22 protein-coding genes are annotated in these 25,344 nt (G+C 67.6%); 13 read left to right on the top strand and 9 right to left on the bottom strand.

Going from position 1 to position 25,344, the window contains the following annotated elements:
- Positions 1–4 precede the first annotated feature (4 nt).
- From dapC to ACZF5Y_RS10295, 4 genes are all read left to right on the top strand, one after another.
- Positions 5–1,120 carry a succinyldiaminopimelate transaminase gene (gene dapC / locus ACZF5Y_RS10310; RefSeq protein WP_497532572.1) on the top strand — a complete coding sequence of 372 codons (1,116 nt, stop codon included), beginning with the start codon at positions 5–7 and terminating at the stop codon, positions 1,118–1,120.
- A 160-nt stretch (positions 1,121–1,280) separates the two neighbouring features.
- Positions 1,281–2,573, top strand: coding sequence for a citrate synthase (locus ACZF5Y_RS10305; protein WP_075201433.1), 1,293 nt, complete (start codon positions 1,281–1,283; stop codon positions 2,571–2,573).
- Positions 2,574–2,638: 65 nt separating this feature from the next.
- Complete coding sequence (locus ACZF5Y_RS10300; RefSeq protein ID WP_497532571.1) at positions 2,639–3,409, top strand: ABC transporter ATP-binding protein; 771 nt, start codon at positions 2,639–2,641, stop codon at positions 3,407–3,409.
- On the top strand, positions 3,406–5,055 hold the full coding sequence (locus ACZF5Y_RS10295) for a hypothetical protein (protein WP_497532570.1): 1,650 nt from the start codon (positions 3,406–3,408) through the stop codon (positions 5,053–5,055). The genes ACZF5Y_RS10300 and ACZF5Y_RS10295 overlap by 4 nt, the downstream gene beginning before the upstream one ends.
- Positions 5,056–5,090: 35 nt before the next feature.
- Here the strand turns inward: ACZF5Y_RS10295 and dapD are convergent, their stop codons facing one another.
- The gene (gene dapD / locus ACZF5Y_RS10290; protein WP_497532569.1) at positions 5,091–6,047 is read right to left on the bottom strand and encodes a 2,3,4,5-tetrahydropyridine-2,6-dicarboxylate N-succinyltransferase; all 957 of its coding nucleotides are present in this window, start codon (positions 6,045–6,047) and stop codon (positions 5,091–5,093) included.
- Positions 6,048–6,146: 99 nt separating this feature from the next.
- Here dapD and dapE point away from each other — a divergent pair, with 99 nt between their 5' ends.
- A complete protein-coding gene (gene dapE, locus ACZF5Y_RS10285) occupies positions 6,147–7,244 on the top strand; it encodes a succinyl-diaminopimelate desuccinylase (RefSeq protein ID WP_497535330.1) in 1,098 nt (365 codons plus the stop codon).
- Positions 7,245–7,341: 97 nt separating this feature from the next.
- Positions 7,342–7,512, top strand: coding sequence for a DUF3117 domain-containing protein (locus tag ACZF5Y_RS10280; RefSeq protein ID WP_075201434.1), 171 nt, complete (start codon positions 7,342–7,344; stop codon positions 7,510–7,512).
- A gap of 78 nt (positions 7,513–7,590) precedes the next feature.
- On the opposite strand, the gene ACZF5Y_RS10275 is transcribed toward ACZF5Y_RS10280, so the two are convergent.
- On the bottom strand, positions 7,591–8,223 hold the full coding sequence (locus ACZF5Y_RS10275) for an O-methyltransferase (RefSeq protein WP_497532568.1): 633 nt from the start codon (positions 8,221–8,223) through the stop codon (positions 7,591–7,593).
- A 183-nt stretch (positions 8,224–8,406) separates the two neighbouring features.
- Here ACZF5Y_RS10275 and ACZF5Y_RS10270 point away from each other — a divergent pair, with 183 nt between their 5' ends.
- Together ACZF5Y_RS10270 and ACZF5Y_RS10265 are read left to right on the top strand one after the other, a co-directional pair.
- Complete coding sequence (locus ACZF5Y_RS10270) at positions 8,407–8,775, top strand: twin-arginine translocase TatA/TatE family subunit (protein ID WP_497532567.1); 369 nt, start codon at positions 8,407–8,409, stop codon at positions 8,773–8,775.
- Positions 8,775–10,526, top strand: a complete 1,752-nt coding sequence (locus ACZF5Y_RS10265; protein WP_497532566.1) for a putative bifunctional diguanylate cyclase/phosphodiesterase — start codon at positions 8,775–8,777, stop codon at positions 10,524–10,526. The genes ACZF5Y_RS10270 and ACZF5Y_RS10265 overlap by 1 nt, the downstream gene beginning before the upstream one ends.
- Positions 10,527–10,556: 30 nt before the next feature.
- On the opposite strand, the gene ACZF5Y_RS10260 is transcribed toward ACZF5Y_RS10265, so the two are convergent.
- From ACZF5Y_RS10260 to ACZF5Y_RS10250, 3 genes are read right to left on the bottom strand one after another with little or no spacing between them, the layout of a single operon-like run.
- Complete coding sequence (locus ACZF5Y_RS10260) at positions 10,557–11,723, bottom strand: Mrp/NBP35 family ATP-binding protein (protein WP_497532565.1); 1,167 nt, start codon at positions 11,721–11,723, stop codon at positions 10,557–10,559.
- Entirely contained in the window at positions 11,720–12,313 is a 594-nt protein-coding gene (locus ACZF5Y_RS10255) for a DUF1003 domain-containing protein (RefSeq protein ID WP_497532564.1), read from the bottom strand. The genes ACZF5Y_RS10260 and ACZF5Y_RS10255 overlap by 4 nt, the downstream gene beginning before the upstream one ends.
- Positions 12,310–13,626 (bottom strand): magnesium transporter MgtE N-terminal domain-containing protein, encoded by a 1,317-nt coding sequence (locus ACZF5Y_RS10250; protein WP_497532563.1) that lies wholly within the window; start codon positions 13,624–13,626, stop codon positions 12,310–12,312. Before ACZF5Y_RS10250 ends, ACZF5Y_RS10255 begins: the two co-directional genes overlap by 4 nt.
- A gap of 405 nt (positions 13,627–14,031) precedes the next feature.
- On the opposite strand from ACZF5Y_RS10250, the gene ACZF5Y_RS10245 reads away from it, so the two are divergent.
- From ACZF5Y_RS10245 to ACZF5Y_RS10235, 3 genes are all read left to right on the top strand, one after another.
- Complete coding sequence (locus tag ACZF5Y_RS10245) at positions 14,032–15,228, top strand: YncE family protein (protein WP_497532562.1); 1,197 nt, start codon at positions 14,032–14,034, stop codon at positions 15,226–15,228.
- A 72-nt stretch (positions 15,229–15,300) separates the two neighbouring features.
- Positions 15,301–15,801 (top strand): YflT domain-containing protein, encoded by a 501-nt coding sequence (locus ACZF5Y_RS10240; protein ID WP_239684034.1) that lies wholly within the window; start codon positions 15,301–15,303, stop codon positions 15,799–15,801.
- Between the two features lie 50 nt (positions 15,802–15,851).
- Complete coding sequence (locus ACZF5Y_RS10235; RefSeq protein ID WP_497532561.1) at positions 15,852–17,063, top strand: hypothetical protein; 1,212 nt, start codon at positions 15,852–15,854, stop codon at positions 17,061–17,063.
- On the opposite strand, the gene hrpA is transcribed toward ACZF5Y_RS10235, so the two are convergent.
- The 4 genes from hrpA to ACZF5Y_RS10215 are packed head-to-tail and all read right to left on the bottom strand — an operon-like array spanning position 17,060 to position 23,295.
- The gene (gene hrpA / locus ACZF5Y_RS10230) at positions 17,060–21,049 is read right to left on the bottom strand and encodes an ATP-dependent RNA helicase HrpA (RefSeq protein WP_497532560.1); all 3,990 of its coding nucleotides are present in this window, start codon (positions 21,047–21,049) and stop codon (positions 17,060–17,062) included. The genes ACZF5Y_RS10235 and hrpA overlap by 4 nt on opposite strands.
- Before the next feature lie 32 nt (positions 21,050–21,081).
- A complete protein-coding gene (locus tag ACZF5Y_RS10225; RefSeq protein WP_497532559.1) occupies positions 21,082–21,774 on the bottom strand; it encodes a DUF3349 domain-containing protein in 693 nt (230 codons plus the stop codon).
- Between the two features lies 1 nt (position 21,775).
- Complete coding sequence (locus ACZF5Y_RS10220; protein ID WP_497532558.1) at positions 21,776–22,078, bottom strand: hypothetical protein; 303 nt, start codon at positions 22,076–22,078, stop codon at positions 21,776–21,778.
- Between the two features lie 14 nt (positions 22,079–22,092).
- A complete protein-coding gene (locus ACZF5Y_RS10215) occupies positions 22,093–23,295 on the bottom strand; it encodes an inorganic phosphate transporter (protein ID WP_497532557.1) in 1,203 nt (400 codons plus the stop codon).
- 187 nt (positions 23,296–23,482) lie between these two features.
- On the opposite strand from ACZF5Y_RS10215, the gene ACZF5Y_RS10210 reads away from it, so the two are divergent.
- A complete protein-coding gene (locus ACZF5Y_RS10210; protein ID WP_497532556.1) occupies positions 23,483–24,319 on the top strand; it encodes an aldo/keto reductase in 837 nt (278 codons plus the stop codon).
- Positions 24,320–24,326: 7 nt separating this feature from the next.
- Entirely contained in the window at positions 24,327–25,325 is a 999-nt protein-coding gene (locus ACZF5Y_RS10205; protein WP_497532555.1) for a malate dehydrogenase, read from the top strand.
- Positions 25,326–25,344 lie beyond the last annotated feature (19 nt).

The raw sequence follows: 25,344 nt of genomic DNA, 5'->3' as shown, positions 1-25,344 counted from the left end.
CACCATGCGCCAGCCGCTGCCCGACTACCCGTGGGACGCGATGGAGCCGTTCGCGGCGACCGCGGCCCGACACCCCGAGGGGGCACTGAACCTCTCGGTCGGATCTCCCGTCGATCCGACTCCCGGTTCAGTACGCGATGCGCTCGCCGCAGCCACTGATGCGCACGCCTACCCGGCGACTGCCGGTACCGGCGAGCTGCGTGCCGCGATCTCGGAGTGGTTCTCCCGTCGCCGGGGCGTGACGGTGGAGCCGAGTGGCGTGCTGCCGACGGTCGGATCGAAGGAGCTCGTGGCGCTGCTGCCATTCTTGCTCGGTGTCGGTGCCGGGGAAGCCGTCGTGTTTCCCCGGATCGCATACCCGAGCTACGCGATGGGGGCGGCGCTCGTCGGCGCCGATGCGGTGGCGTCGGACGACCCCGCGGAATGGCCCGAGCAAACGAAGCTCGTCTGGATCAACTCGCCGGGCAACCCCGACGGCCGGGTGCTCGATGTCGCCGCACTGCGCGCGGCGGTGACGCGTGCCCGCGAACTCGGGGCCGTCATCGCCGGCGACGAGTGCTACGCCGAGTTCGGCTGGGACGCTCCCTGGGATACGGAGCGCATCCCATCGATTCTCGACCCCCGTGTCGTCGGTGATGACCACACCGACGTGCTGAGCGTGTACTCGCTGAGCAAGCAGTCGAACCTCGCGGGCTATCGAGCCGCATTCATCGCCGGAGATCCCGACCTCGTCTCCCGGCTTCTGACCGTGCGCAAGCACGCCGGTCTCATGCTGCCCGCGCCGGTGCAAGCTGCCATGACCGCGGCACTGCGCGACGAAGAGCACGTCGCTGCGCAGCGCGAACGCTATCGCGCACGTCGTGCCGTGCTGCGCCCCGCGCTCGAGGCGGCAGGCTTTCGCGTCGAGGGGAGTGAAGCCGGCCTGTACCTCTGGGCGACCCGGGGCGAAGACGCGTGGGACGCCGTTGCGGAGTTCGCTGCGCTCGGGATCGTCGTCGGGCCGGGGCACTTTTACGGAAGCCACTCGCCGCGGCACGTGCGACTCGCTCTGACCGCGAGTGACGCCGATATTTCCGCCGCGGCCAACCGAATCCGAGCCGCCGCGACACGAGCGGCGTGACCCGTCCCGAATCGACATTTCGCTTCACATCAAGATATTCTGAGCCGGGGGCGTCACCGCTGCGCCCTCGACCCAGGTTCCCCCGGAGCCACTAGGGTGATAGGAATGGCCGTGTCACATCCGACGCAGCGCCAGCATTGAGACCTCACGAGGAGACGACGTGACCGAATCGACGCAGGGCCCGGCCACCGCCAAATTGACGTTTCCCGGGGGCAGTGCCGAGTTTCCGATCGTCGAAGCCGTCGACGGCCACTCCGCGATCGATGTCAGCACGCTGACCAAGCAGAGCGGCCTCACAGCACTCGACTACGGCTTTGTCAACACCGCGTCGACCAAGTCCGAGATCACCTACATCGATGGTGAAGAGGGCATTCTGCGCTATCGCGGGTATCCCATCGAGGAGCTCGCACGTCACTCGACATTTCTCGAAGTCGCCTACCTGCTGATCTACGGCGAGCTGCCGACGGCCGACGAGCTGGGTGCGTTCGACGAGGAGATTCGTCGACACACGCTGCTCCATGAAGACATGCGCTACTTCTTCGAGGGCGTGCCGCACACCGCGCACCCGATGGCGGTGCTCTCGGGCGGCCTGCAGACGATGTCGACGTACTACGAGTCGTCGCTCGACACGGCGGTGCCCGAGTTCGTCGAGGTCAACACGATCCGCCTTCTCGCGAAGCTGCCGGTACTCGCCGCGTATGCGCACAAGAAGTCGATTGGCCAGGCGCTGCTGTACCCCGACAACAACCTCAACTTCGTCGAGAACTTCCTGCGTCTCAACTTCGGCAACAAGGCCGAGAAGTACGAACTGAACCCGGTGCTCGTCGACGCACTCGACAAGCTCCTCATTCTGCACGCCGACCACGAGCAGAACGCGTCGACGTCGACGGTGCGACTCGTCGGGTCGACCGGAGCGAACATGTTCTCCTCGGTCTCCGCCGGCATCAACGCGCTCTCGGGCCCGCTGCACGGTGGAGCGAACGAGGCCGTGCTCGACATGCTCGCGCGCATTCGCGACTCCGGGCAGAGCGTCGAAACCTTCGTCGAAAAGGTGAAGAACAAGGAAGACGGCGTGAAGCTCATGGGCTTCGGGCACCGCGTCTACAAGAATTACGATCCGCGTGCGCGCATCGTCAAGGAGAGCGCCGCAAAGGTGCTCGAAGAGCTCGGCGTCAACGATCCACTGCTCGGCCTGGCACAGGAGCTCGAACAGATCGCGCTCGAAGACGACTACTTCCGGGAGCGCAAGCTCTACCCGAACGTCGACTTCTACACCGGGGTCATTTACAAGGCGATGGGCTTCCCGACCCGCATGTTCACCGTACTCTTCGCGATCGGGCGACTGCCCGGTTGGATCGCGCAGTGGCGCGAGGCGCGCGGCGACGGCCAGACCAAGATCGGCCGCCCGCAGCAGCTGTACATCGGGTCGCAGGAGCGCCACCTCGAGCGCTAGCTTGACGCCGCGCTGTCGCGCGACCCCCTGGCGGGCCTCGCGACGCGCTCGCTAGGGTGGAGGGTATGGACTCATCGACGCCCATACCTGCACTTGAACTCCGCGGTCTCGCGAAGCGGTTCGGCGAGAAGATCGCCGTCAACGGCATCTCGCTCACGATCCCGACCGGCTCCTGCTACGGTCTCGTCGGCCCCAATGGGGCGGGCAAGACCACGACGCTCTCGATGGCGACCGGCCTGCTGCGCCCGGAATTCGGCCAGGCCCTGATCGCCGGGGTCGACGTGTGGCAGCACCCGACGGAGGCGAAGCAGCTCGTCGGCGTGCTCGCCGACGGCGTCAAGCTCTTCGACCGGCTCACGGGCGAACAGCTGATCACCTACACCGGCCTGCTGGCCGGTCTCGACGCCGCAACGGTCGCCGAGCGGTGCGCAGATCTGCTGCAGTTGCTCGACCTCGGAGAGGCATCGCGCACGCTCGTGGTCGACTATTCCGCGGGCATGACGAAAAAGATCGCGCTCGCGTGCGCGCTCGTGCACGCGCCGCGCCTGCTCGTGCTCGACGAGCCGTTCGAATCCGTCGATCCGGTTTCTGCGGCCAATATTCGAGACATCTTGCAGGGGTTCGTGCGCGGTGGCGGCACCGTGATCGTCTCGAGCCATTCAATGGACCTCGTGCAGCGCCTCTGCGACCACGTCGCCGTCATCGCTGCGGGGCGCGTGCTCGCCGCGGGCACGGTCGATGAGGTGCGTGGCACCTCGACACTCGAAGAGCGCTTCGTCGAACTGGTCGGCGGGCGGCAGCACCTCGAAGGGCCGTCGTGGTTGAGTCAGGGGTGACCGCAGCGCCGGGTGGCGCCCGGATTCCCGCGCCCGTCTCGGCAGCCGTACCGACGCAGCGCACGAGCGGAATCGCTCGCGTGCGCATCATGGTGCGCCTGCGCTTCGTCGTGCTCGGCAACACGCTGCGGCGGCATCCGTGGCAGCTCGTCGGTGCGATCATCGGCGCCGTCTACGGGCTCGGGGTCTTCGCCGGAGCGGCAATCGGGCTCGTCGGTCTCGGCTTCGCGGACTCCGAGACGGCCCGCACGGCACTCATCTTGGGTGGCGTCGTCGTCGTGCTCGGGTGGTCACTCGGCCCGATTCTGTCGACCGGCATGGACCGCACACTCGATCCCGCTCGCCTCACCTGGCTCCCCATGAGCCCGACGCTGCAGGTCAGCGGTATCGCCGCGGCGAGCCTGCTCGGCATCCCCGGAATCCTCACGCTTGTGCTCTCAGCGCTCTCGGCGGCGGCGTGGGTGCGCGCGCCCGGCGCAGCGGTCGCAGCGATCCTGCTCGCCCCGATCGCGACCGTCACCTGCGTGCTCGCGTGCCAACTCGTCGTGACGCTCATCACGCGCGCGTCCTCGAACCGGCGCTTCCGTGAGGTTATCGGCGGGCTGGTGCTGCTTGTGCTCGTGCTCGTCGGTCCGCTGATCTCCGGAATCAGCCAGGGAGTGGCGACGCTCTGGGATCGTCTGCCCGCGATTGCAGAGGGGTTCTCGTGGTCGCCGCTCGGCGCGGTGTGGGCGGTGCCCGCGGAAGTGGCGTCGGGTGAATTCGGCGTGGCCGCTCTCAAGCTGCTCATCGCGCTGGCGACCCCGGTGGTGCTGTTTCTGGGGTGGCGTCGACTGTACATCGCGAACACCGGTGCTGAACCGAGCGGTGCGCGCGCCGTCGGGCGCGCGGGAACGGGCTGGTTCGGTCGCTTTCCCGCAACCCCGCGCGGTGCCGTGGCGGCGCGTGCCCTCACGTACTGGTTGCGCGACCCGAGATATCTGCAGAGCCTGATCGTGGTGATCGTGATGCCGGTGCTGTTCGGGTTCGTCTCGAGCACGACGGGGCTCCTCATCATGCTGCCCGCGTCGACGATCATTGTCGCGGCGCTGATCTCGCTCAGCACATTCACCGACATCTCGTACGACGGCACCGCTTTTACGGCACACGTGCTGCGCGGGGTGCGCGGGATCGACGACCGACTGGGGCGCGTCTGGGCGAACGCGATCATCGGCGTGCCGCTGATCCTCATCATCGCCGTGGTGACAACCGCGATCGTCGGCCGCTTCGATCAGCTGCCGACGCTGCTGGGGCTTGCCACAGTGGTGACGCTCGGCGGCTTCGGCGTATCGAGTGTGTGCTCGGCGATCTTCGTGATGCCGGTGCCACAGGCGGGCGACAACCCATTCGCCTCGAAGCCGGGCGCCGGGGCGCTCAGCTTGATCGGCATGGGCGGATCGTATGGCGCGCTCGCCGTACTCTCGATTCCGACGATCGCGTTCGTCATTGCAGCCGGCGTCACGAACGATCCGCTGTGGGTCTGGGTGAGTCTCGGAGTCGGCGTGATCTCCGGAGCAGCGGCGTTCTGGGGCGGGGTGCGCTGGGGCGCGGCGATCTACGACCGCCGCGCGCCCGAGCTGCTGGCGAGCGTGACCGCGCAAAGCTGATCCATCTCAGCCCTCGCGGTCACGCCCAGACGCTCTCAGGCGTGCAGTGCCGCGTTGAGCTCGATGCCGGTGCCCTCACGGGGGAGCGCTTCGACCGCGCCCGTGCGCGAGTTGCGGCGGAACAGGAGCCCGGCAACCCCGGAGAGCTCCACGGCCTTGACCTCGGCGGGTGACCCCGGCGCTGCACTCGTGCCGTGTGGCAGCACGACCTTGGTGCCGGCGGTGACGTACAAGCCGGCCTCGACGACGCTGTCGTCGCCGATCGAGATACCGATACCCGAGTTCGCGCCGAGGAGCGCGCGCTCACCCACCGAAATGCGCTGCGTGCCGCCGCCCGACAGCGTGCCCATGATGGACGCCCCGCCGCCGATGTCGGAGCCGTTGCCCACGACGACGCCCTGCGAGATGCGGCCCTCGACCATTGACGCGCCGAGCGTGCCCGCGTTGAAGTTGACGAAGCCCTCGTGCATCACGGTGGTGCCGGGAGCGAGGTGCGCGCCGAGGCGCACGCGCGAGGCATCGGCGATGCGCACGCCCTGCGGAACGACGTAGTCGGTCAGGCGGGGAAACTTGTCGACGCCGACGGCGGTGATGCCGGCGCGCTTGAGCTGGGGGAGACGAGCCGCGAAGGTCTCGGGCTGCATCGGGCCGGCGGTGGTCCACGCATTGTTCGGAAGCTGACCGAAGATGCCGTCGAGGTTGAGGTCGTTCGGCCGCACGAGGCAGTGCGACAGGAGGTGCAGTCGCAGGTACGCATCTTCGGTCGACGCGGGGCCGGCGTCGAGATCGATCTCGACATTGACGAACTGCAGCGTCACCTCACGTGTCTCGTCGCGACCGAGGAGCCCCTCGAGATCCGCGGGAGCGATGCGCGGGTCGCGGTCGGCGGGTCGCGCTCCGAGTTCAGGGGCGGGGAACCAAGCATCGAGAACGGTGCCATCGGTCGCGATCGTAGCGATACCGGCGGCCCAGGCAGTGCGAGAAGCAGTCATGCGATCCATCGTATCGTCGCGGAAGCGGTCGCCGACGGGCGGAAGGCCACAGAAAGCAATAGGCTGATTCGGGTGAGCAACACATCGAATCCGACGCCGATCACCACCTTCGACCCCACGGCGGGCCCGGTCGCGCTGACGCGTCAGTTGTGCAATATCGCCTCGGTCTCCGGCGATGAGCAGTGCATCGCCGACGCCGTCGAGGCGACCTTGCGCGAGTACGCCCCTCACCTCGTGCTGACGCGCGACGGCGACACGGTCATCGCGCGCACCGAACTCGGCCGGGCGCGACGGGTGGCGATTGCCGGGCACCTCGACACGGTGCCCATCAACGAGAATCTGCCGGTGCGCGATGTGACCGACGACGTGTCGGGCGAGCCGATGATCTGGGGCCGCGGCACGGTCGATATGAAGGCGGGCGTCGCGGTGCAGCTCGCGCTCGCCGTCGAGCTCGTGGAGCCGACCGTCGATCTTACCTGGGTCTGGTACGACCACGAAGAGGTCGCTTCCGAGCTCAGCGGTTTGGGTCGCGCGATGCGTCACCACCCCCAGCTGTTCGGCGCAGACTTCGCAATTCTGGGGGAGCCGTCGAATGGAACCATCGAGGGCGGCTGCAACGGTACGCTGCGTGCACGCGTCACCCTGCGCGGCACCCGTGCCCACTCCGCGCGCAGCTGGATGGGCGTCAACGCGATCCATCGCGCCGGAGCGCTGCTCGAACGCCTGGCGCAGTTCGTCCCCGAGCGGATCGTCGTCGACGGCTTGGAGTATCGGGAGGGTCTCAACGCCGTGCGCATCGACGGCGGTGTCGCAGGCAACGTCATCCCGGATGCGTGCGTGTTCGAAGTGAATTACCGATTCGCGCCGAGCCGGAGCGGCGCCGAGGCGAGCGCGTTCGTCGAGAGGTTCTTCGCGGATGCGGATGCGGTCGAGATCGTAGACCTGGCTCCGGGAGCGCGGCCCGGGCTCGACGCGCCGCTGGCGCAGCGATTCGTTGATGCGGTGGGAGAAATTCCGACGGCGAAGTTCGGCTGGACCGACGTGTCGCGGTTCTCGGCACTCGGCATCCCGGCGGTGAACTTCGGCCCGGGCGACCCTCTGCTCGCACACGCCGACGATGAGCGCGTTCCGATTGCGCAGATCGAGTCGAGTGCGGCGGCTCTGCGTGCGTGGCTGACGAGCGAGTTCGACGACTAAGCGGGAACTTCCGCGTCATTCCGCGACGATCAGTTGGCTCTCGCCAGCCTGAAACCGATAAAATGGAATCTATCCATCAAACCTGCAAGGAGGCGTCATGGCTGCAATGAAACCGAGGACCGGGGACGGGCCCATGGAAGCGGTGCGTGAGAGCCGCTTGATCGTGGTTCGTGTACCGCTCGAGGGCGGCGGACGTCTGGTGGTGTCGGTCAACGATCAAGAGGCCGCTGAACTCCGCGACGTGCTCGCAGGCGTGCTCGACGGCTGAGCAACGCCAGAGCAACAGCTGAGCCCCCGTGATCCGCATGGACACGGGGGCTCAGCTGTTGCGAGAGTCGCTGACGACTCAGCCGTCCAGGCGCACGAGAGTGAGGAGACCGTCACCCGCCGGCGACAGGATCGGAGCGATCGCCGTCGACTCGGCGACGAGCGCCAGCAGATCGCGCATGGCCTGCGTGCCCTCGTCGCGTGCCGCCGGGTCGGGGACCCGGCCGTGGGCGAACGCGCCGGGCACGATCACGCTCCCACCGGGTCGCACGATGCCGAGCGCATGCTCGAAGTGCTCGAGCAGCTGAGACGGCTCGGCATCGAGCAGCACCAGATCGTAGGCTTCCAAGTTCAATCGCGGCATCACGTGTCGCGCGTCGCCCTCGATGAGTCGGAGACGCGATGCGGCGATGCCCGCTTCGGAGAACACGCTCTTGGCTTCGCGCAGATGCTCCGACTCGAGTTCGATCGACGTCAACGTTGCGCGATCCGAGTAGCGCAGCAGCGCGAGTCCGCTGACGCCCACGCCGGTGCCGACCTCGCAGATCGCCTGCGCGCGTGACAGCACAGCCAGCCCGGAGAGCTGTGCCGCGATCGAGCGGCTCACCGGCTCGATCCCGAGTTCGAGCGACAGCCGGCGGGCCCGCACGAGTGCTTCGGTCTCGCCGGGGTACTGCTCGGCGTACTGCCAATTGCGTTCGAGCTTGCTCACGATTTCCTCCGGTGCTGCGGGCGCTCAGGCCAGCGACGAGCGGCCGTGGCGGGATGTGATCCTGCACCATAGCGTAGGCCCCGGGCTGCGGCGGGCGCGTCGTACACGCGGAGGCGCCGCAAAGCGGTCAGACCGCATGCGTTGCGTACAGCGTCGCGCAGCGCCGTGAGCGGTACGATGAGCATGATGGGCCTGACGATCGACAAACTCATGGTGATCCTTGTGATCGCCCTGTTTGTGCTGGGTCCAGAGCGCCTTCCGGTCTATGCCCGAAAGCTGGGGGAGCTCGTGCGCTCGCTCAAACGTATGGCCAACGGGGCGAAAGATCGCCTGCGCGATGAAATGGGCCCTGAATTCGATGATGTCGATTGGCGGCAACTCGACCCCCGTCGGTACGATCCGCGTCGCATCATTCGTGACGCGCTCCTCGAAGATGAACGCGACGCACAGGGCGAGGCCAGGCGATCGCGCATGGCCGAATCCGAAGCCAGACGCGGCATTCGTGAGGAGTCGGCCGTGGGCGGCCTCCACTTCGATGAGGAAGCGACGTGATGGTGGCTCCCGAACCGGCGCGGTTCTTCGATGAGATCATGGGGGCGCTCAATGCGCACTCGATCGTGGTGATCACCGATCTCGACGGGCGCATCACGTATGCGAACGACCGGTTCTGCCAGATCTCGCAGTACTCGAGTGATGAATTGATCGGGCAGACGCATCGCATCGTCAACTCGGGGTTCCACCCGCCCGAGTTCTTCGCCGAGCTCTGGAATACGATCACGCGCGGCGAGGTCTGGCAAAACGAGATCTGCAACCGAGCGAAAGACGGCTCGGAATACTGGGTGAATACGACGATCGTTCCGCTGCTCGACGCCGATGGGGCCCCGACCAGTTACGTGTCGCTCCGCACCGAGGAGACGCAGCGGCATCTCGCAGAGCAAGAGGTGCGGCGACTCGCGTATGTCGATCCGGTCACCGGCCTCGACAACCGTGCGGCGATGCTGCAAGCGATCGAAGATCACGGGGCGCTGGGAGCCGACGGACAGACGTTCGCAGCGTTTCTCACCGTGAGCGTCGACCAGCTGTCGACGGTCAACGATGCGTTCGGCTTCGAAGCCGGTGACAGGTTGCTGCTCGACGCCGCCCAGCGGCTGTGTCGCCTCGAGAGTGGCGCGGTGCGCATCGGCCGCATCGGCTCCAACACCTATGGGCTCTTGCTGACAGACCTCGGAGCAGACCTCGACGTGGCCCTGCGTCGCACCGTGACCATGATCGAATCGGTGCTCGATCTGCTGGTCGACACCGTCGAACTCGGCTCTGATATCACCGTCGGTTCAGGCGCGAGCGTGGGCTATGTGATCTGGGCGTCTGAGCGGGCCGACATTGGGGCGTGGCTCGACGCGAGCACCTTCATCGTCTCGAACGATCCGAACGAGATCGTCAAATGCTCGGAGATCGCGCGCAAGCGGGCGCGCCGCTTGAGCGGTCAGCGTCGGGTGCAACCTTTCGAGCAGCGCATGATGACGGCGGTTCAGGAGCGCATGATGCTCGTCTCCGAGCTGCGCACCGGAATCCGCCAGGGCGAGCTCCGGCTCTTTGCGCAGCCGATCGTGGATCGCTATCGGCGAGTCATCGGGCATGAGGGGCTGATTCGCTGGCAGAACGGGTGCCGCGGCTTGGTGCCGCCCGACGCGTTCATCCCGCTTGCCGAGCAGACGGGTCTCATCGTCGAGATCGGCGAATTCGTGCTCGAGGAAGCCTGCCGCATTTTGTCGATGTGGGCGCTTCGCCCGGAGACCCGCGACCTCACCTTCTCGGTCAATCTCAGTGAGCGGCAGCTTCGCGTTCCCGATTTCGCGGAGCACATTCGCGACGTTGTCACCCGTCACGGTATTCCGGCTGATCGCCTCAAGCTCGAGCTCACCGAAAGCGTGCTGCACAGCGATCTCGACCGCACGGTGCGCCTGCTCAAGAGCCTGAGAGCGGAAGGGGTGATGTCGTCACTCGATGACTTCGGCACCGGCTACTCGTCGCTCAGCTATCTGCGGCAATTGCCCGTGCAGCAGCTGAAGATCGATCGTTCCTTCGTGTCGTCGGTCGTCGAAGACACGCAGGCTGCGGCAATCACGGAAACGATCGTGCAACTCGGCCGCATTTTCGACCTGCAGGTGGTCGGCGAAGGCGTTGAGACGGAGGAGCAGTTCGAGATGCTGCGCAGACTCGGAGTCGATGCGTTCCAGGGGTATCTGTTCGGCCGGCCAGTTCCGATAGGCGCCGAACTCGAAGGTGCGGCGCCACGCGACTGAATTCCGGGCGCCTGAGTGCCGAGCGCTTCGTCAGGGGCGCACGCTGATGCCGAGAGGCTTTCCGGCGAGTCCGCGCCCCGATGCGCTGATGGCATCGGCGATGCTGATCACGGCAGCTGCTGCAGGATCGCCGGGGAGTTCGAGTACCGCAGGCGTGCCGGCATCCCCGCCGGCACGAAATTCTGCACTGAGCGGCACACTGCCGAGGAGCGGCACCGTACCGTGCTCCGCGTCGCTCAGGCGATCGGCGACGAGGGCGCCGCCGCCGCTGCCGAAGAGGTCGAGCACGGTGCCGTCGGGCTGTGCGAGACCCGCCATGTTCTCGACCACCCCGATGACTCGTTGACCGGTCTGCCGAGCGACGAGCGCGCTGCGCACGGCGACATCCGCTGCGGCCTCCTGCGGCGTCGTCACGACCAGCACTTCGGCCTGGGGGAGCAGCTGACCGACACTGATGGCGATATCGCCGGTGCCGGGGGGCAGATCAAGCAGCAAGACGTCGAGATCGCCGAACCAGACGTCGCGCAAGAACTGTTCGATCGTGCGGTGGAGCATCGGCCCGCGCCAGGACACGGCGGTCGTGCGCGGGTCGGCGTCACCGAGAAACATGCCGATCGAAATCACCTTCACCCCGTGTGCGACTGGGGGCAGAATCATGTCGTCGACGCGGGTCGGCTGCTCAGTGCGCCCGTCACGGCTGAGCCCCAGCAGACCAGGAATCGAGAATCCGAAGACATCGGCGTCGACGATGCCGACCGCGAGGCCGCGCGCCGCGAGCGCGACGGCGATGCCTGCGGTCAGCGATGATTTGCCGACCCCGCCTTTGCCGCTGGTGACTGCGATGATGCGGGTCAGCGATTCAGGGCCGAATTGCTGCGGACGCGTGCCGCGATCGCCGCGCACGCGCTCGATGAATTGCTGCCGTTCGTCGCGGCTCATGACACCGACGATCACCTCGGCATCGGTCACGCCGGTCGCGGAACTCGCGGCTGCGAGCGTATCGGCTTCGATGCGCCGTGCCGCGGGGCATCCGGCGATGGTGAGCAGGATCTCCACGCGGGCACGACCCGCTGCGTCGACCTCGACGGCCTGCACCATGCCGAGTTCGGTGATCGGGCGCAGGATCTCAGGGTCTCGAACGCGATCCAGCGCCTCCCAGACCGCTCGAGCCGCACCGTGAGCCGGGCGGGCGTTCATCGTTCGGACTCGGATTCGGATTCCGATTGAACGGCAGAGTCGATGGTCCGGGGCAGGACGTCTGGCGCTTCACCGGTGTCGTCGATATCGTCTTCGGTGGCGAGTTCGGCGAGCAGCGACTTCAACTCGGCCCGCACGAAGTCGCGGTCGGGCAGGTCTTTGAGCGCCAGCCGCAGCGCGACGACCTCGCGAGCGAGAAACTCGGTGTCGGCGAGGTTGCGCTCGGCGCGCTGACGATCCTGCTCGATCTGCACGCGGTCGCGGTCGTCCTGGCGGTTCTGCGCGAGCAGCAGCAGGGGAGCGGCGTATGAGGCCTGCAGCGACAGGATGAGCGTCAGCGCAGTGAAGCCGAGCGCGGCGGAATCGAAGCGGTAGGTTTCGGGCCCGAACGTGTTCCAAGCCAACCACGCGACGCAGACGACCGTCAGCGCGAAGAGGAACCACGGGGTTCCCATGCCGCGTGCAATGCTCTCGGTCCAACGCCCGAATCGTTCGCTCTGGCCCGATTTGCCGTCATCGGATCGGGGCGTGACTCGGCCAGCGAGCCCGAGTGGTGCGTCGAGGCCGTCGCCACGCTTGAAGAAGCTCATCGCCGCGTCTCCGCGGCCGAGCTCGCGGCCGAACGTGTGGGGGGCGTCTGCACCGGGGTGTGCGCGTCGTCGTCTGCGTGGCGCCAATCGTCGGGGAGGAGGTGATCGAGCACGTCGTCGACCGTGACGACCCCGACGAGCCGCTGCTGATCGTCGACCACGGGGAGCGCGACGAGGTTGTAGCTGGCGAGTCGGCGAGAGACCTCGGCCGCGCTGGCGTGCACGGTCACGGGCTCGATCTCGGCGTCGAGCAGGGACGCCATGCGCTCATGGGGCGGAAACCGCAGCATGCGCTGGAAGTGGGCCAGACCGATGTATTCGCCGGTCGGCGTCTCATACGGGGGGTGGGTGACGTAGACCGCGGATGCCATCGCTGGTGAGATCTCGGCGCGACGAATCATCGCGAGGCCTTCGGCGACGCTCGATTCTGCGGCCAGCACGATCGGAGCGGGGCTCATGAGACCACCGGCGGTGTCGGCGTCGTACTCGAGCAGGCGGCGCACGTCTTCGGCTTCTTCCGGCTCCATCAGATCGAGCAGTTCGGCGCCTTGGGCGGCGGGCAGCGCGGAGATCAGGTCGGCGGCATCGTCGGGCTCCATCTGATCGAGCACGTCGGCGGTTCGATCTGCGGGGAGCAGGGCGAGAAGCTCGAGCTGATCCTGCTCGCTCATCTCTTCGAGTGCGTCGGCGACGCGCTCGTCTGCGAGCTCCTCGATGACCTCGATCATGCGTGCCTGAGGCAGCTCGAGCAGCGCTTCGGCGAGATCGGCAGGCTTGAGATCAACCATCGTTTGAATGAGGAGCTCGGCCGATCGCGTGCCTTCGGCGTCGCTCGGGAACTGCAGCTCCGACCAGCGCACGATGCGCGCGTCACCGCGGCTGAAGGGCGCGGCGGGCTTGGGAAGTCGCACGAATACCTCGGAGACGAGCCACTCACCCGTGCGCGAGCGTTCGATCGCGGCATCTTCGATGCGGGCAGAGAGCGGTGCGCCGCTCGGCTGTTCGCCGGCCAACTGGGCATCGCGGCCGATGAGCTCCGCGATCATGCGAGTCTCGCCACCGCGCTGCTCGAATCGCCGCACATTGATCAGTCCTGTAGTGATGACCTGCCCCGAGCCGATCGACGTCACTCGGCCGATGGGCACGAATACGCGGCGCTTGCCCGGAATCTCCACAATCAAGCCGACGACGCGCGGGGCGCTCGCGGCGCGGAACACGACCAGCACGTCGCGCACCTTTCCGATGCGATCGCCGACCGGGTCGAAGACGCCGCGCCCAGCGAGCCGACCGACGAAGACCCTTGAAGTACTCACCCTCCTACGGTACCGCTCCCGGTGCGCAGGGGTGCTCTACTCGGCGAAGTCGGCGTGCATGTTCACCCGGGGTTCAGGTGCCTCCGCCCACAGCAACAAATGTATATCACCGAATCTGAAACGCTGGGGTTTTTCATTTTAAAATTTCAACGTCGGATGCGCGGCACAACGCTCACCCGATATCGGCACATCGAAATCGACATCCTCCCCCACTTGACGGCGTCGATGTGCCGCAGGGCCCCGGTCTCACCCCATTCGTGACCGGGGCTCATTTTCGTTCGTGCAACTCAGTGCAACGCAGTGCAACGCAACGCCTCGCGAACACCGCACCGTGCTGGTGCGCGGCGCATCGAGATCCATCGATCGGTTGAGGCGCTCATCGAGAGCCGCGGCGACACTGGAAACATGACTGCTTCTTCCTCGCGGCCCTGTGAGCGTCGCAGACTGCTGACCGCTGTCATCGCGATCGGCGTCTTCGCGGCCGCGCTCCTGCTCGCAGGGTGCGCCCCCGAACCGCGCACGACTCCTGCGGCACCATCGGAGCCTTCCGTTCAGGCGGATCCGGCGCCACCGGAGACGCCCGCGGCCGAAACGGAGTCTTCGCTGCTGCTGGCGTCACTCGCGCACACCGATGCGGTCGCGATCATCGACCCCTCGCAGCCCGACGCATCCGCGGTGCAGCGCATCACCGTGGGCGCTGCCCCCTGGGGCGTGGGCGTCGCCGACGACGGTACCACCGGGTACGCGGCAACCGCTGAGGGCCTTGCCGTCATCGACCTCGACTCCCTGGCGCGTACCGCCCTCATCCCTTTCCAGCACTCCGCCGACCGCCTCGGAGTCGGCGAGTACCGTGCTGGTGGGTTGGGCTTGGCCGTCTCTCCGATTGATGCCCCCGGTGGTGCTCGGGTGTACGTGGCGACGACGTCAGTCGACGGAACATACTTCCTCGAGGTGTTCGATGTCGTCACCGAGCAGTTCATCGCTGCGGTGCCGGTCGGACTGCGCCCGTTCGACGTGCTGGTCGCTCCCGACGGCAGCTGGGCCGCCACCGTCGACCACGACGGATTCACGGTCACCGTGGTCGATGCGCAAACGCTCGAGGCTGCGACTCATACGGTTGCGCCGTTCGGCACCGAGGGCGACCTCGCCTCTTGGGAGAAGCCGCACTACGGTGCGGTCGCCGCTGACGGGTCGGTCCTGCTGCCGTACCAGGGCAAAGTCGTCGTCCGGCTCGATCCCCGCACCGGGCGAATGTCGACGATCGCCAGCGCTGCTGATTCTCACGCGCACGGCACGGCGCTCGACGGTGATCTGCTGCTGACCGTCGGCACCGGGTCGTTCGGCAATGCAACCGGATCGCCCAACCTGTCGCTGCTCGATGTCGTGAGCGGCGAAGAGCGCATCGTGCCTCTCGACGTGCCGCACGAGACGGTCGCGGTGTGGACCGCCGTCGACGGTACCCGTTTCGCTGCCGTCGCCGGGGGAAATACGCGGAACGAGGGGTGGGACGGCATCACTCTCGTCTCAGTGGACACGCTCGATACCCGCTCGTTGCCGGTCGATGGGTATCCGCAGGCCGTCGTCTCGTACGCGCACAGCTGAACTCACCTCGAATTCGCCCCAGTTTCGCGGGTCCATGGGCGCGCAGCCGGTTGAAATGGGAGAATCGGGGGTATGAGCTCTCCTGGTGGACCCATCCGATCGTCGCGTCTCCCGATGGTGCCCGAGATTCCCAAGGGCGACATCGTCTCGACCTACGACCGGTACGAAGACGCGAAGCATGCCGTCGACGTGCTCGCCCGCGCGAGTTTTCCGGTGCAGCAGATCAGCATCGTCGGCAACGACGTCCGCAGCGTTGAGCGTGTCACCGGCCGATTGACGTACGGTCGCGTGGCGCTGATGGGGGCGCTCTCGGGGGCATACCTCGGTCTCTTCCTCGGCCTCCTGCTGTTCATATTCCAGCCGGACAACGGCGCGATTCTCGGCGTCTTCGTTGCCGCCGTGGTGATCGGTGCGGGCTTCGGCATGCTGTTCGGTGTGCTTTCGTACGCCATGAATCGCAACCGCCGAGACTTCTCGTCGGTCATGCAGATGGTCGCGACGCGGTACGACCTCGTGACCGAGCCCGAGCTCGTGCACGAGGCACGGCGCGTGCTCACCGAGTCGGCCCGCTGACCCCAGCAGTGCGCGAGCAGCGGCGGCGGGCGTCGAGTCAGCATCGCGAGTTGTCACGGACACGACGTGCGTGGCGATCTGCACTCGCATGGGTCGTGGTGCTCGCGGTGCTGGGCTCGATCTTCGGCATGCCGCCTCTCATCCGTTATCTCAAAGCTCCGAACATCTCAGACGATTTCGGCATCGAAGATGCGGTCGTGGCGCTCCGGCTCGAGGCGCGAGATGTGTCGTATCTCACGCTGATCGCCGAGACCGGGGAGACCCGATCGGTGCGCGTCGATGAGCGCGGGTTCGAGCAGGCCAGAATCGCCTGGTCCGAGCACGGGCTCAGCACGGGGAGCCGCGACACGGAGTACCTGTTGCGTGCCCACGACCTCGCGGCGCTCCCGCTTCCGGCGTCGACGGCCAATCGCACGGAGAGCCGTCGCGTCGCCACCGATGACGGCTTTGTCGTCTGGTCGTCTTCCGCCGTCGAAGAGCGCATTGTGTCCTTCATCGATGCTGAGCACGGCACGATCGAGAACGCGGAGGCCGTATACGGGACCCCGGGACTCACCGTCTGCAATGGGGCGCCGGTCTTCGTGCGCGATGCGGAGACGCCGATGAGCGGTGTCGACACCGATGCTGATGCGCCCGACGATCGCCCGCTCATCACCGAGCTGACCCCCGCCACCGTGAGCATGCCGGGTCTCGGGGTGTTCGACGATGTCGAGGCGCTGGCGTGCGACTCCGGGACGGTGTTCGGGCTCGGCCACGTCTGGGGCGCACCGGATTCGCGTCAGGTGCTGCGCGCGTGGAGCGAGGGGGACGATGTACCGCGCGAGATCGAGATTCATTACCCGCAGGCGTTGACCTGGACGACTCCGTCGACCTTCTGGATCAGCGAGGGCACCGCCTACTGGGCGATTGACAGCACCCTCTGGGCGGCTCCCGTCACTGCCGACTCCGAGTCGGTCGACGCGATTCCTATCAGCGATATTCGCGATTCCCTCGGTGACGGGTTCTGGCCGGTCGTGGGTACCGACAGCGGGGTCCTCGACCATATCGGCGACCGGGTGTACGGAGTTGCGGCCGATGAGGAGTTCGTGCAGCGGCGTCGCGGGTCATCGTTCGACCGCCTCGATGGCTTGGCGATCTTCAGTGCCGATGTCGCCGGCGGTGCACCGCGCATCGAACTCACGGTGAGCGACTTCGACATTCCGCGCCGCGATCTTCGGGTCAGCGCGATCGCGGTCAACCCGGAGTGGGCCGCCGCGCGCTAGCCGTCGCGCAGAGCCTTCTGGATGCGCTGCAGTGATACCGGCTCCGCCGTGCGCAGTTGCTGCGCGAAGAGGCTGATGCGCAGCTCTTCGATCAACCAGCGGGCGCGATGGAGGCGCTGCGGGGCGTCGGGCGGCAGCGGGATCGTGCCCCCCGCCTCCGAGTACATGATCAGGGCGCGGTCGACGTCGTTCTGCCAGGTTCGGTCGCGGCCGGCATTCTCGGTGAGACCCCGCATGCGCTGCTGGAGCGCTTCGAGGTAGACGGGCACGCGTTCGAGCTGCGCAAGGCCGGTCACCGAGACGAACCGGTCGAAGACGAGCCCGTCGATCTGCTTCGCGGCGTCGGCAACCTGACCGAGCACCTGGATCGACTTCGCGCCGTCGATCGCCTTCCGAGCCAGACGCGCGCCGTCGAGCACGCGCGCGGCGAGCGCGATGGCGCCGTAGATGTCATCGATGAGGGATCGCGCATAGTCGTCGGCGAGCGCTTCGAAGGCGGTCGCCGTCCAGATGAGCCCGTCGGGCGCGTGCCGTCGAATGATGCGGTCGGCCACGGCGAGCGACACGTCGGCGATCGCGAGATCGAGTGAGCGGTACGGCCCAGCGCCGAGCAGCAGCTTCTCCTGGTTCGAGAGGTGGTCGCGCACGTAGGAGGCGGGCGACGGTGAACTCAGCACGAGCAGGCGCCGGATGCCGCGGCGCGAGATCCGGGCTTGCTCGGATTCGTCGGCCACGAGAGCGAGGTCGACCGAGGTGCGACGATCCACGATCGCGGGATAGGCCCGCACCACGCCCGCTCCCACTCCGCCGCGTCCCTTGGCGTACGCCGAGTCGACGTGTCGCGGAATGTCGCCGAACGTCCAGGTCGTCGCGCCCGTGCGCTCGAGGTCACTCTTCGGCAGCGCCGCGGCGGCGACCTTCGCGACGCCGTGGGTGGCCTGCTCCTTGTGCTTCGACTGCAGCTCGCCGAGATCCTTGCCGGTTCCAACGGTGCGACCGCGCCCATCGACGACACGGAACGTCGGGGTGAGGTGGCTCGGCAGGCGTTCGGCGTCGAAGTCGGAGGGGGAGACCGGCACGCTCGTGCGTCGTGTGATCTCGGTGGCGAGGAGCGCGGTCAGCGCAGGTGCGGCGGCCCCGGGGGCCACGGGGGCGTCGAGCTGGGGGCCGACCGTGGCGAGCAGCGTGCGCGCCCAGTCGGCCGCCGGCACGACGTGCTTGCGGATCGCCTTCGGCAGCGTCTTGATGAGTGCGGTGACGAGCTCCTGACGCAGACCGGGCACGAGCTTCTCGAAGTCGGATCCCTCGAGCCTCGGCAGGAGCGGAAGCGGCACGTTGACCGTCACGCCGTCATCGTCTGCGGTGGGGTCGAACCGATAGCGCAGCCGCAGCGTCTGATCGCCGTGCGTCCACTGCTTCGGGAACTCCTGCTCATCGACGGCGTCGGTCTCGTCTTCGATGAGGTCTTCGCGACGCAGATGCAAGAACTGCGGGTCGGTGGCGCGCTTCTGCTTCCACCACCCCTCGAAGCTACGCGTCGAGACCACGTCTGCCGGAACACGGGCGTCGTAGAACTCGAAGATCGCCTCGTCGTCGCCCACGATGTCGCGGCGGCGGGTGCGTTCCTCCAGCTGCTCGAGTTCACGGCGCAGCTGCCGGTTCGCGCGGTCGAAGGCCTGCGGAGAGTCCCACTCTCCATCGACCAGGGCGTGGCGAATGAAGAGTTCGCGGGCGTGCCCCTGGTCGTACCGCGCCAGCTGCACGCGGCGGCGGTCGACGATCGCGACGCCGTAGAGGGTGACGCGCTCGTACGCGACGGCCGCCCCCTGATTCTTCTCCCAGTGCGGCTCTGAGAGCTGTCGCTTCGCGAGCGGCCCCGCCAATTCTTCGGCCCACGCCGGGTCGACGACCGCGTTCGCACGCGCGAACAGCCGTGATGTCTCGACGAGTTCGACGCTCATCACCACCTCGGGCGGACGCTTCGCGAGCACCGAGCCCGGGTAGAGCACAAAGCGCGTGCCCCGTGACCCCAGATATTCCTGCGCGGGCTTGCGCTTCACCGCGCCCGCGGCCGAGCGGCCGCGGCTGGGGGCCGTGCGATCCTGCCGGTCATCTCGCACGCCCAACTGCGACAGCAGACCTGCGAGCACCGAGCGATGGATCGCCTCGCCCGAGCCACCGGTCGCCTCTGCCGCAGTGCGATCGCGCGGCAGCTTCGCGATGCGCGCGATCTGTCGGTACAGATCCATCCACTCGCGCACGCGCAAGAAGTTCAGGTACTCCGCTTTGCAGAGCCGTCGGAACGCGCTCGACGACAGCTCGCGCTGCTGCTCCTGCAGGTAGTGCCACAGGTTCAGCAGCGTCATCAGGTCGCCCTGGGGGTCGGAGAACCTGCCGTGCAGCTCATCGGCCCGGCCGCGCTCCGCCTGCGGGCGCTCGCGCACGTCTTGAATGGTGAGCCCGGCCACGATAGCGAGCACCTCGGGTACCACCTCGTGGCGCCGCGCCTCGAGTACCATGCGCGCGAAGCGCGGCTCGAGTGGCAGTCGGGAGAGCTCCCGCCCGATCTTCGTAATGCGATGGGTGCCGCCGCGCTCGCCGCCGGTGCCGTCGCCGCTCCTGCCGCGACCGCGGTCGCCCCGCCCGCGCGCGCCGCCGCCCGACCGCGAAGCTCGGGCGGCCTCGACCGCCCCGAGCTCGGTCAGCAGCCCGAGCCCGTCGGCGATGCCGCGCTGGTCGGGGGGAGTGAGGAACGGGAAGCGAGCGATGTCACCGAGGCCGAGCGCGAGCATCTGCAAGATCACCGAGGCGAGCCCGGTGCGCCGCACCTCGGGCTCGGTGAACTCGGGACGCGACGCGAAATCCTCCTCCGAGTACAGACGGATCGCGATACCCGGGCTCGTACGCCCTGAACGGCCGGAGCGCTGGTTCGCGCTCGCCTGCGACACGGCCTCGATGGGGAGACGCTGCACCTTGCTGCGCGCGCTGTAGCGCGAGATGCGCGCGGTGCCCGCGTCGATGACGTAGCGGATGCCGGGCACCGTCAGCGAGGTTTCGGCGACGTTGGTCGCGAGCACGATGCGGCGGTTGCCGCCCGCACCGCGCTCGAAGACGCGGTGCTGCTCGGCGGCGCTCAGGCGCCCGTAGAGCGGCAGGATCTCGGTTCGCGCGGACCGGGAGGATCCGCGCAGTCGACCCTGCAGTGCGTCAGCGGCGTCGCGGATCTCGGCCTCGCCCGAGAGGAACACCAGGACGTCGCCGGGAGCCTCCCTCGCGAGTTCGTCGACCGCGTCGCCGATACCGTCGAAGAGGTCGCGCTCGACGGTTGTGATCTTCGGGGTGCCGCCCTTTGGGTCGGGCCGCTCGATGCGCTCGACGAGCGGCCGATAACGAATCTCAACAGGGAAGGTGCGCCCCGACACCTCGATGACGGGAGCGGGCTCGCGCGTATCGACGTCGGCGAAGTGCTGCGCGAAGGATTCGGGGTCAATCGTGGCCGAGGTGATGATGACCTTGAGGTCGGGCCGCCTCGGGAGAAGCGTCTTCAGATAGCCGAGCAGGAAATCGATGTTCAGGCTGCGCTCGTGCGCCTCGTCGATGATGATCGTGTCGTAGGCCGTGAGGTCGCGGTCGCGGTGGATCGCGTTCAGCAGAATCCCGTCGGTCATGAGGCGCACGCGCGTCTCCGCAGAGACCTGGTCGGTGAAGCGCACCTGGTAGCCGACCAGCCCGCCGAGTTCGGAGCCGAGCTCCTCCGCGACGCGTTCCGCGATGGTGCGCGCTGCGATGCGGCGGGGCTGCGTGTGTGCGATGCGTTCCCGGCCGAGGGCGAGAGCGATCTTCGGCAGCTGCGTCGTCTTGCCTGAGCCGGTCTCGCCCGCGACGATGACCACCTGGTGCGATCGAATGGCGTCCGAGATCTCGTCGCGCATCTGCGAGACGGGCAGCTCCTCGGGGAACGTGATGCTGAGCGGGGGGAGCGTCATGGTCCCTCTATTATCCCGCGCGGAGCGGTGAATCAGACGAGCGTGACGCCCACGCGCTCGAGGCGCTCGCGCACCCGCGCCAGATCCTCCTCCGAGGGCAGGTCGTTGAGCACGCGGCTCATGACCACACGGGCGTCGATCGACGAGATCTCACCGTCGTCGCCGGCTTCGAGCTGCAGCGCCTGCGCGACCTCGGTGATCTCCTCCTCGGAGAGCCGGCGGCGCAGCAGAGCGAGCAACGGAATGAAGTCGGCGCTCGGCACGCCCTCGGGGTAGCCGATGCGCAGCCAGTCGAGCACGCGCTGCACGAGACTGCGGCGATCCTCTTCGAGTTCGGCCGCTTCCGCGGGCGCCGGATCGCCCGACGCCGCAGTGCCACCGTCATCGGGCAGGTCGGCAGCCGGCAGATCGGCTGCCGGGAGGTCGGCGAGTCGCAGGGCCCCGCCGCTCAGCGGCCAGCCCGCAGAGGCGAGGCGCGCGGCGACCTGGCGCACCGCGTCCTCGCTCGGCGGCTCAGAGGTGACGTGCGCGATGGCGTCGCGAATGTCCGATTCGGCGACCGGGGTCTCCTCACCGGCAAGGCGCTCTGTGATGCGCGCGAAGTCCTCGTCCGAAAGCGTGCGACGCAGCAGCGCGAGGAGAGGGAAAAAGTCCTGCGGCGGCACTCCCTCCGGGTAGCCGGCGCGCAGCCAGCGCAGGACCGCGGTGATGATGCTGTCGCCCATGTCAGCCTCCGAACAGGGTGATGCCGAAGTAATGGTGCAGGCTGTGCCGCGTGATGAAGAGCACGCCCGCGATCACCGCGCAGATGACGAACGCGAACAGCACGATCGCGAGTGCGGAAAGCGCCGGATTGCGGGGGCCTGACGCTGTGACCGTGCCCGACGCGTCGACCGTCACGTCGCCGGCACCGCGCGCCTGCAGGTGCATTGCGATGGCGAAGATCGCCGGGAGCCCCGCACCGAGCATTAGGCCGATGCCGAGCACGCGGAGCGCAGAGAGCAGGATGGCTGCGAAATCAATGTCCATGAGGGGCTCCGTGATCAGTTGGCCGCGGGGGCCGGGTCAGTGGAGGGAACGACGTCGCCGGTCCACTCCTCATTGACGTTGGACGCGTCGACGCGCTGGCGACGACTGCGCAGGTACATCCACACCGAGGCGATGATGAGGATCGCGAACACGGTGAGGGCCCCGGGCAGACGGCCGATGCCGTTTTCGATGAAGAAGCAGACCGCGCCCACGAGGCCCGCGGCGGGCATGGTGATGAGCCATGCGGTCGCCATGCGGCCCGCGACGCCCCAGCGCACTTGCGCTCCCGGCTTGCCGACACCGGAACCGAGGATCGATCCCGTTGCAACGTGCGTGGTGGACAGGGCCATGCCCATCGACGACGAGGTCAGGATGATCGCGGCGGAGGAGGCCTCGGCTGCCATGCCCTGGGGTGAATCGATCTCGACGAGCCCCTTGCCGAGTGTGCGGATGATCCGCCACCCACCGAGGTAGGTGCCGAGCGCGATCGCCACACCGCAGACGACGATGATCCAGACCGGCAGGCCGTTCTGCTCGATGCCCTCGGTCGTGAGTGACCCGTGGGCGATCAGCGCGAGTGCGATGACGCCCATCGTCTTCTGTGCATCGCCGGTGCCGTGCGCGAGTGACACGAGCGACGCCGTACCGATCTGACCCCAGCGGAAGCCGCGCTCGCGGCGGGCTCCCGACACACGCTTCGTGAGCGCGTAGACGAGGGAGGTGCCGACCGCGGCCACCGCGCACGCGATTACGGGGGACAGGAAAGCCGGAACGATGACCTTTGCGAGGAGCCCCGACCAGTTGACGCCGGCCGCGCCGATACCCGCGATGCCCGCACCGATGAGTCCGCCGAAGAGCGCGTGCGAGGAGCTGCTCGGCAGCCCGAGCAGCCAGGTGATGAGGTTCCAGAGGATGCCGCCCACGAGGCCAGCGAAGATGATCATCATTGCGGTTTCCGGAGAGAGCCCCTCGACCAGCGCGCCGCTTTCGGTCTGAATCTTCAGCACATCTTTCGTGATCGTCGCGGCGACCTCGACAGAGAGGAACGCGCCGACGAGGTTCAGCATGGCCGAGATGGTCACCGCCGTCTTCGGGCGGAGTGCGCCGGTGGCGATCGAGGTCGCCATCGCGTTGCCGGTGTCGTGGAATCCGTTGGTGAAGTCGAAGCCGATGGCCGTGACGATCACCAGGATCAGGATGAGGATTTCGGGGCTCATGACGCTCATCGTCGCACCGCAAATCCGGCCGCGAAAACGAAAAGTTCCTGAACAGCCCGTTATTCGTTCCCCGTTTACGCAGTGTTCACGGCGCTGACCCCCACTCAGGTGTCCGGGCGTAGACTGGCCGCGGTCGCGCCGCGCGGAATCGACCGCCCGGCACCTCGCGTCGAAACGAAAGGGTCCCATGCCTGCACTCTCGATTCCGAACGTTCCGCTTTCTTCGGGCACTGCGATCCCGCAGCTCGGCGTGGGTGTCTACCTCGTCGAACCCGCCGACACCGTGGACGTCGTGAGCACCGCGTTCGACCTCGGCTACCGCCACATCGACACCGCCGCGCTGTACCGCAACGAGGCCGAGGTCGGGCAGGCGATCGCTCAGAGCGGGCTCAACCGTGACGACGTCTTCGTGACCACGAAGCTCTGGAACACCGATCAGACGCGCGCCGCCGACGCGTTCCAGGAGAGCCTCGACCGGCTGCAGCTCGACCGCGTCGACCTGTATCTGATCCACTGGCCGCAGCCCATGTTCGGCGAGGCGGTCGGCGCCTGGCGATCCCTCATCGATATCGCGGAGTCGGGCCGGGCATCGGCCATCGGTGTCTCGAACTTCGAGGTCGAGCACCTGCAGCAGCTCATCGACGAAACCGGGGTCGTGCCCGCGGTCAACCAGATCGAGCTGCACCCGCTGCACCAGCGCCGCGAACTCGCCGAGTTCTGCGCCGCCCACAACATCGTGATCGAGGCGTGGGCGCCGCTCGCGCAGGGCAAGTCCGACCTCTTCGAGCGCCCCGAGCTCATCGAGATCGCCCAGGCCCACGGCAAGAGCCCGGCCCAGGCTGTGCTGCGCTGGCACGTGCAGCAGGGTCGCGTCATCTTCCCGAAGACGCTGCGCCGCGAACGACTCATCGAAAACGCCGACATCTTCGACTTCGAGCTCAGCGCCGACGAGATCGCCGTCTTCGACAGCTTCGAGGCCGGCACGAACTTCGGCCCCGACCCCCGCACCTTCGATCGCCGATAGGACCGTCATGACGCACGCACCCGTCACCATCACGCTTACCGGCGCCGGCGGCCAGATCGGTTACGCCGCGCTGTTCCGGATCGCAGCCGGCGACCTGCTCGGCCCCGACCGGCCCGTGTCGCTTCGTCTCCTCGAGATTCCGCAGGGCATACGCGCCGCCGAGGGGGCGGCGCTGGAACTCGCCGACTGCGCCTTCCCGACGCTCGCCGGGGTCGAGATCACCGACAACGCGAACACCGCGTTCGACGGCGCCAACCTCGCGCTGCTCATCGGCTCGCGCCCCCGCACCGCCGGCATGGAGCGCGGTGACCTGCTCGCGGCGAACGGCGCGATCTTCGGGCCGCAGGGTGCCGCGATCAACGCCGGCGCCGCTGATGACGTGCGCGTCGTCGTAGTCGGCAACCCGGCAAACACCAACGCGCTGATCGCGCAGCAGCACGCGCCAGATGTGCCCGCCGACCGATTCACCGCGCTCACGCGCCTGGACCACAACCGCGCTGTCGGGCTGCTCGCCGCCGAGGCGTCGGCGCCGGTCGCAGAAGTCGAGGGCGTCACCATCTGGGGCAACCACTCCGCCACGCAGTACCCCGACCTTAGCCACGCAACCGTGCGCGGTGCGGCAGCACTCGAATCGGTCGACGCTGCCTGGGCCCGTGGCGCCTATATCGAGCGGGTCGCCCAGCGCGGCGCCGAGATCATCGAGGTGCGCGGCGGATCCTCCGTCGCCTCTGCAGCCAATGCCGCGATCGAGCACGCGCGCGACTGGGTGCTGGGCACCGGCGAATCGGCATCGTCGCACTGGACGAGCGCCGCGGTCGTGTCGCGGGGCGAATACGGGGTGCCCGAAGGGCTCATCTCCTCATTCCCTGTGACCGCCGCGAACGGTTCCTGGCAGATCGTCGAGGGACTCGAGATCGACGCGTTCTCGCGCGAACGGATTGACGCCTCCGTCGCCGAACTCGTCGCCGAGCGCGAAGCGGTGCGCGAACTCGGCCTGATCTCCTGACGGAGTATCGCGCAGCCGA

The sequence above is a fragment of the Leucobacter sp. WKLB1 genome (assembly GCF_059696215.1).
This window is presented reverse-complemented; position numbering and strand designations above follow the sequence as displayed.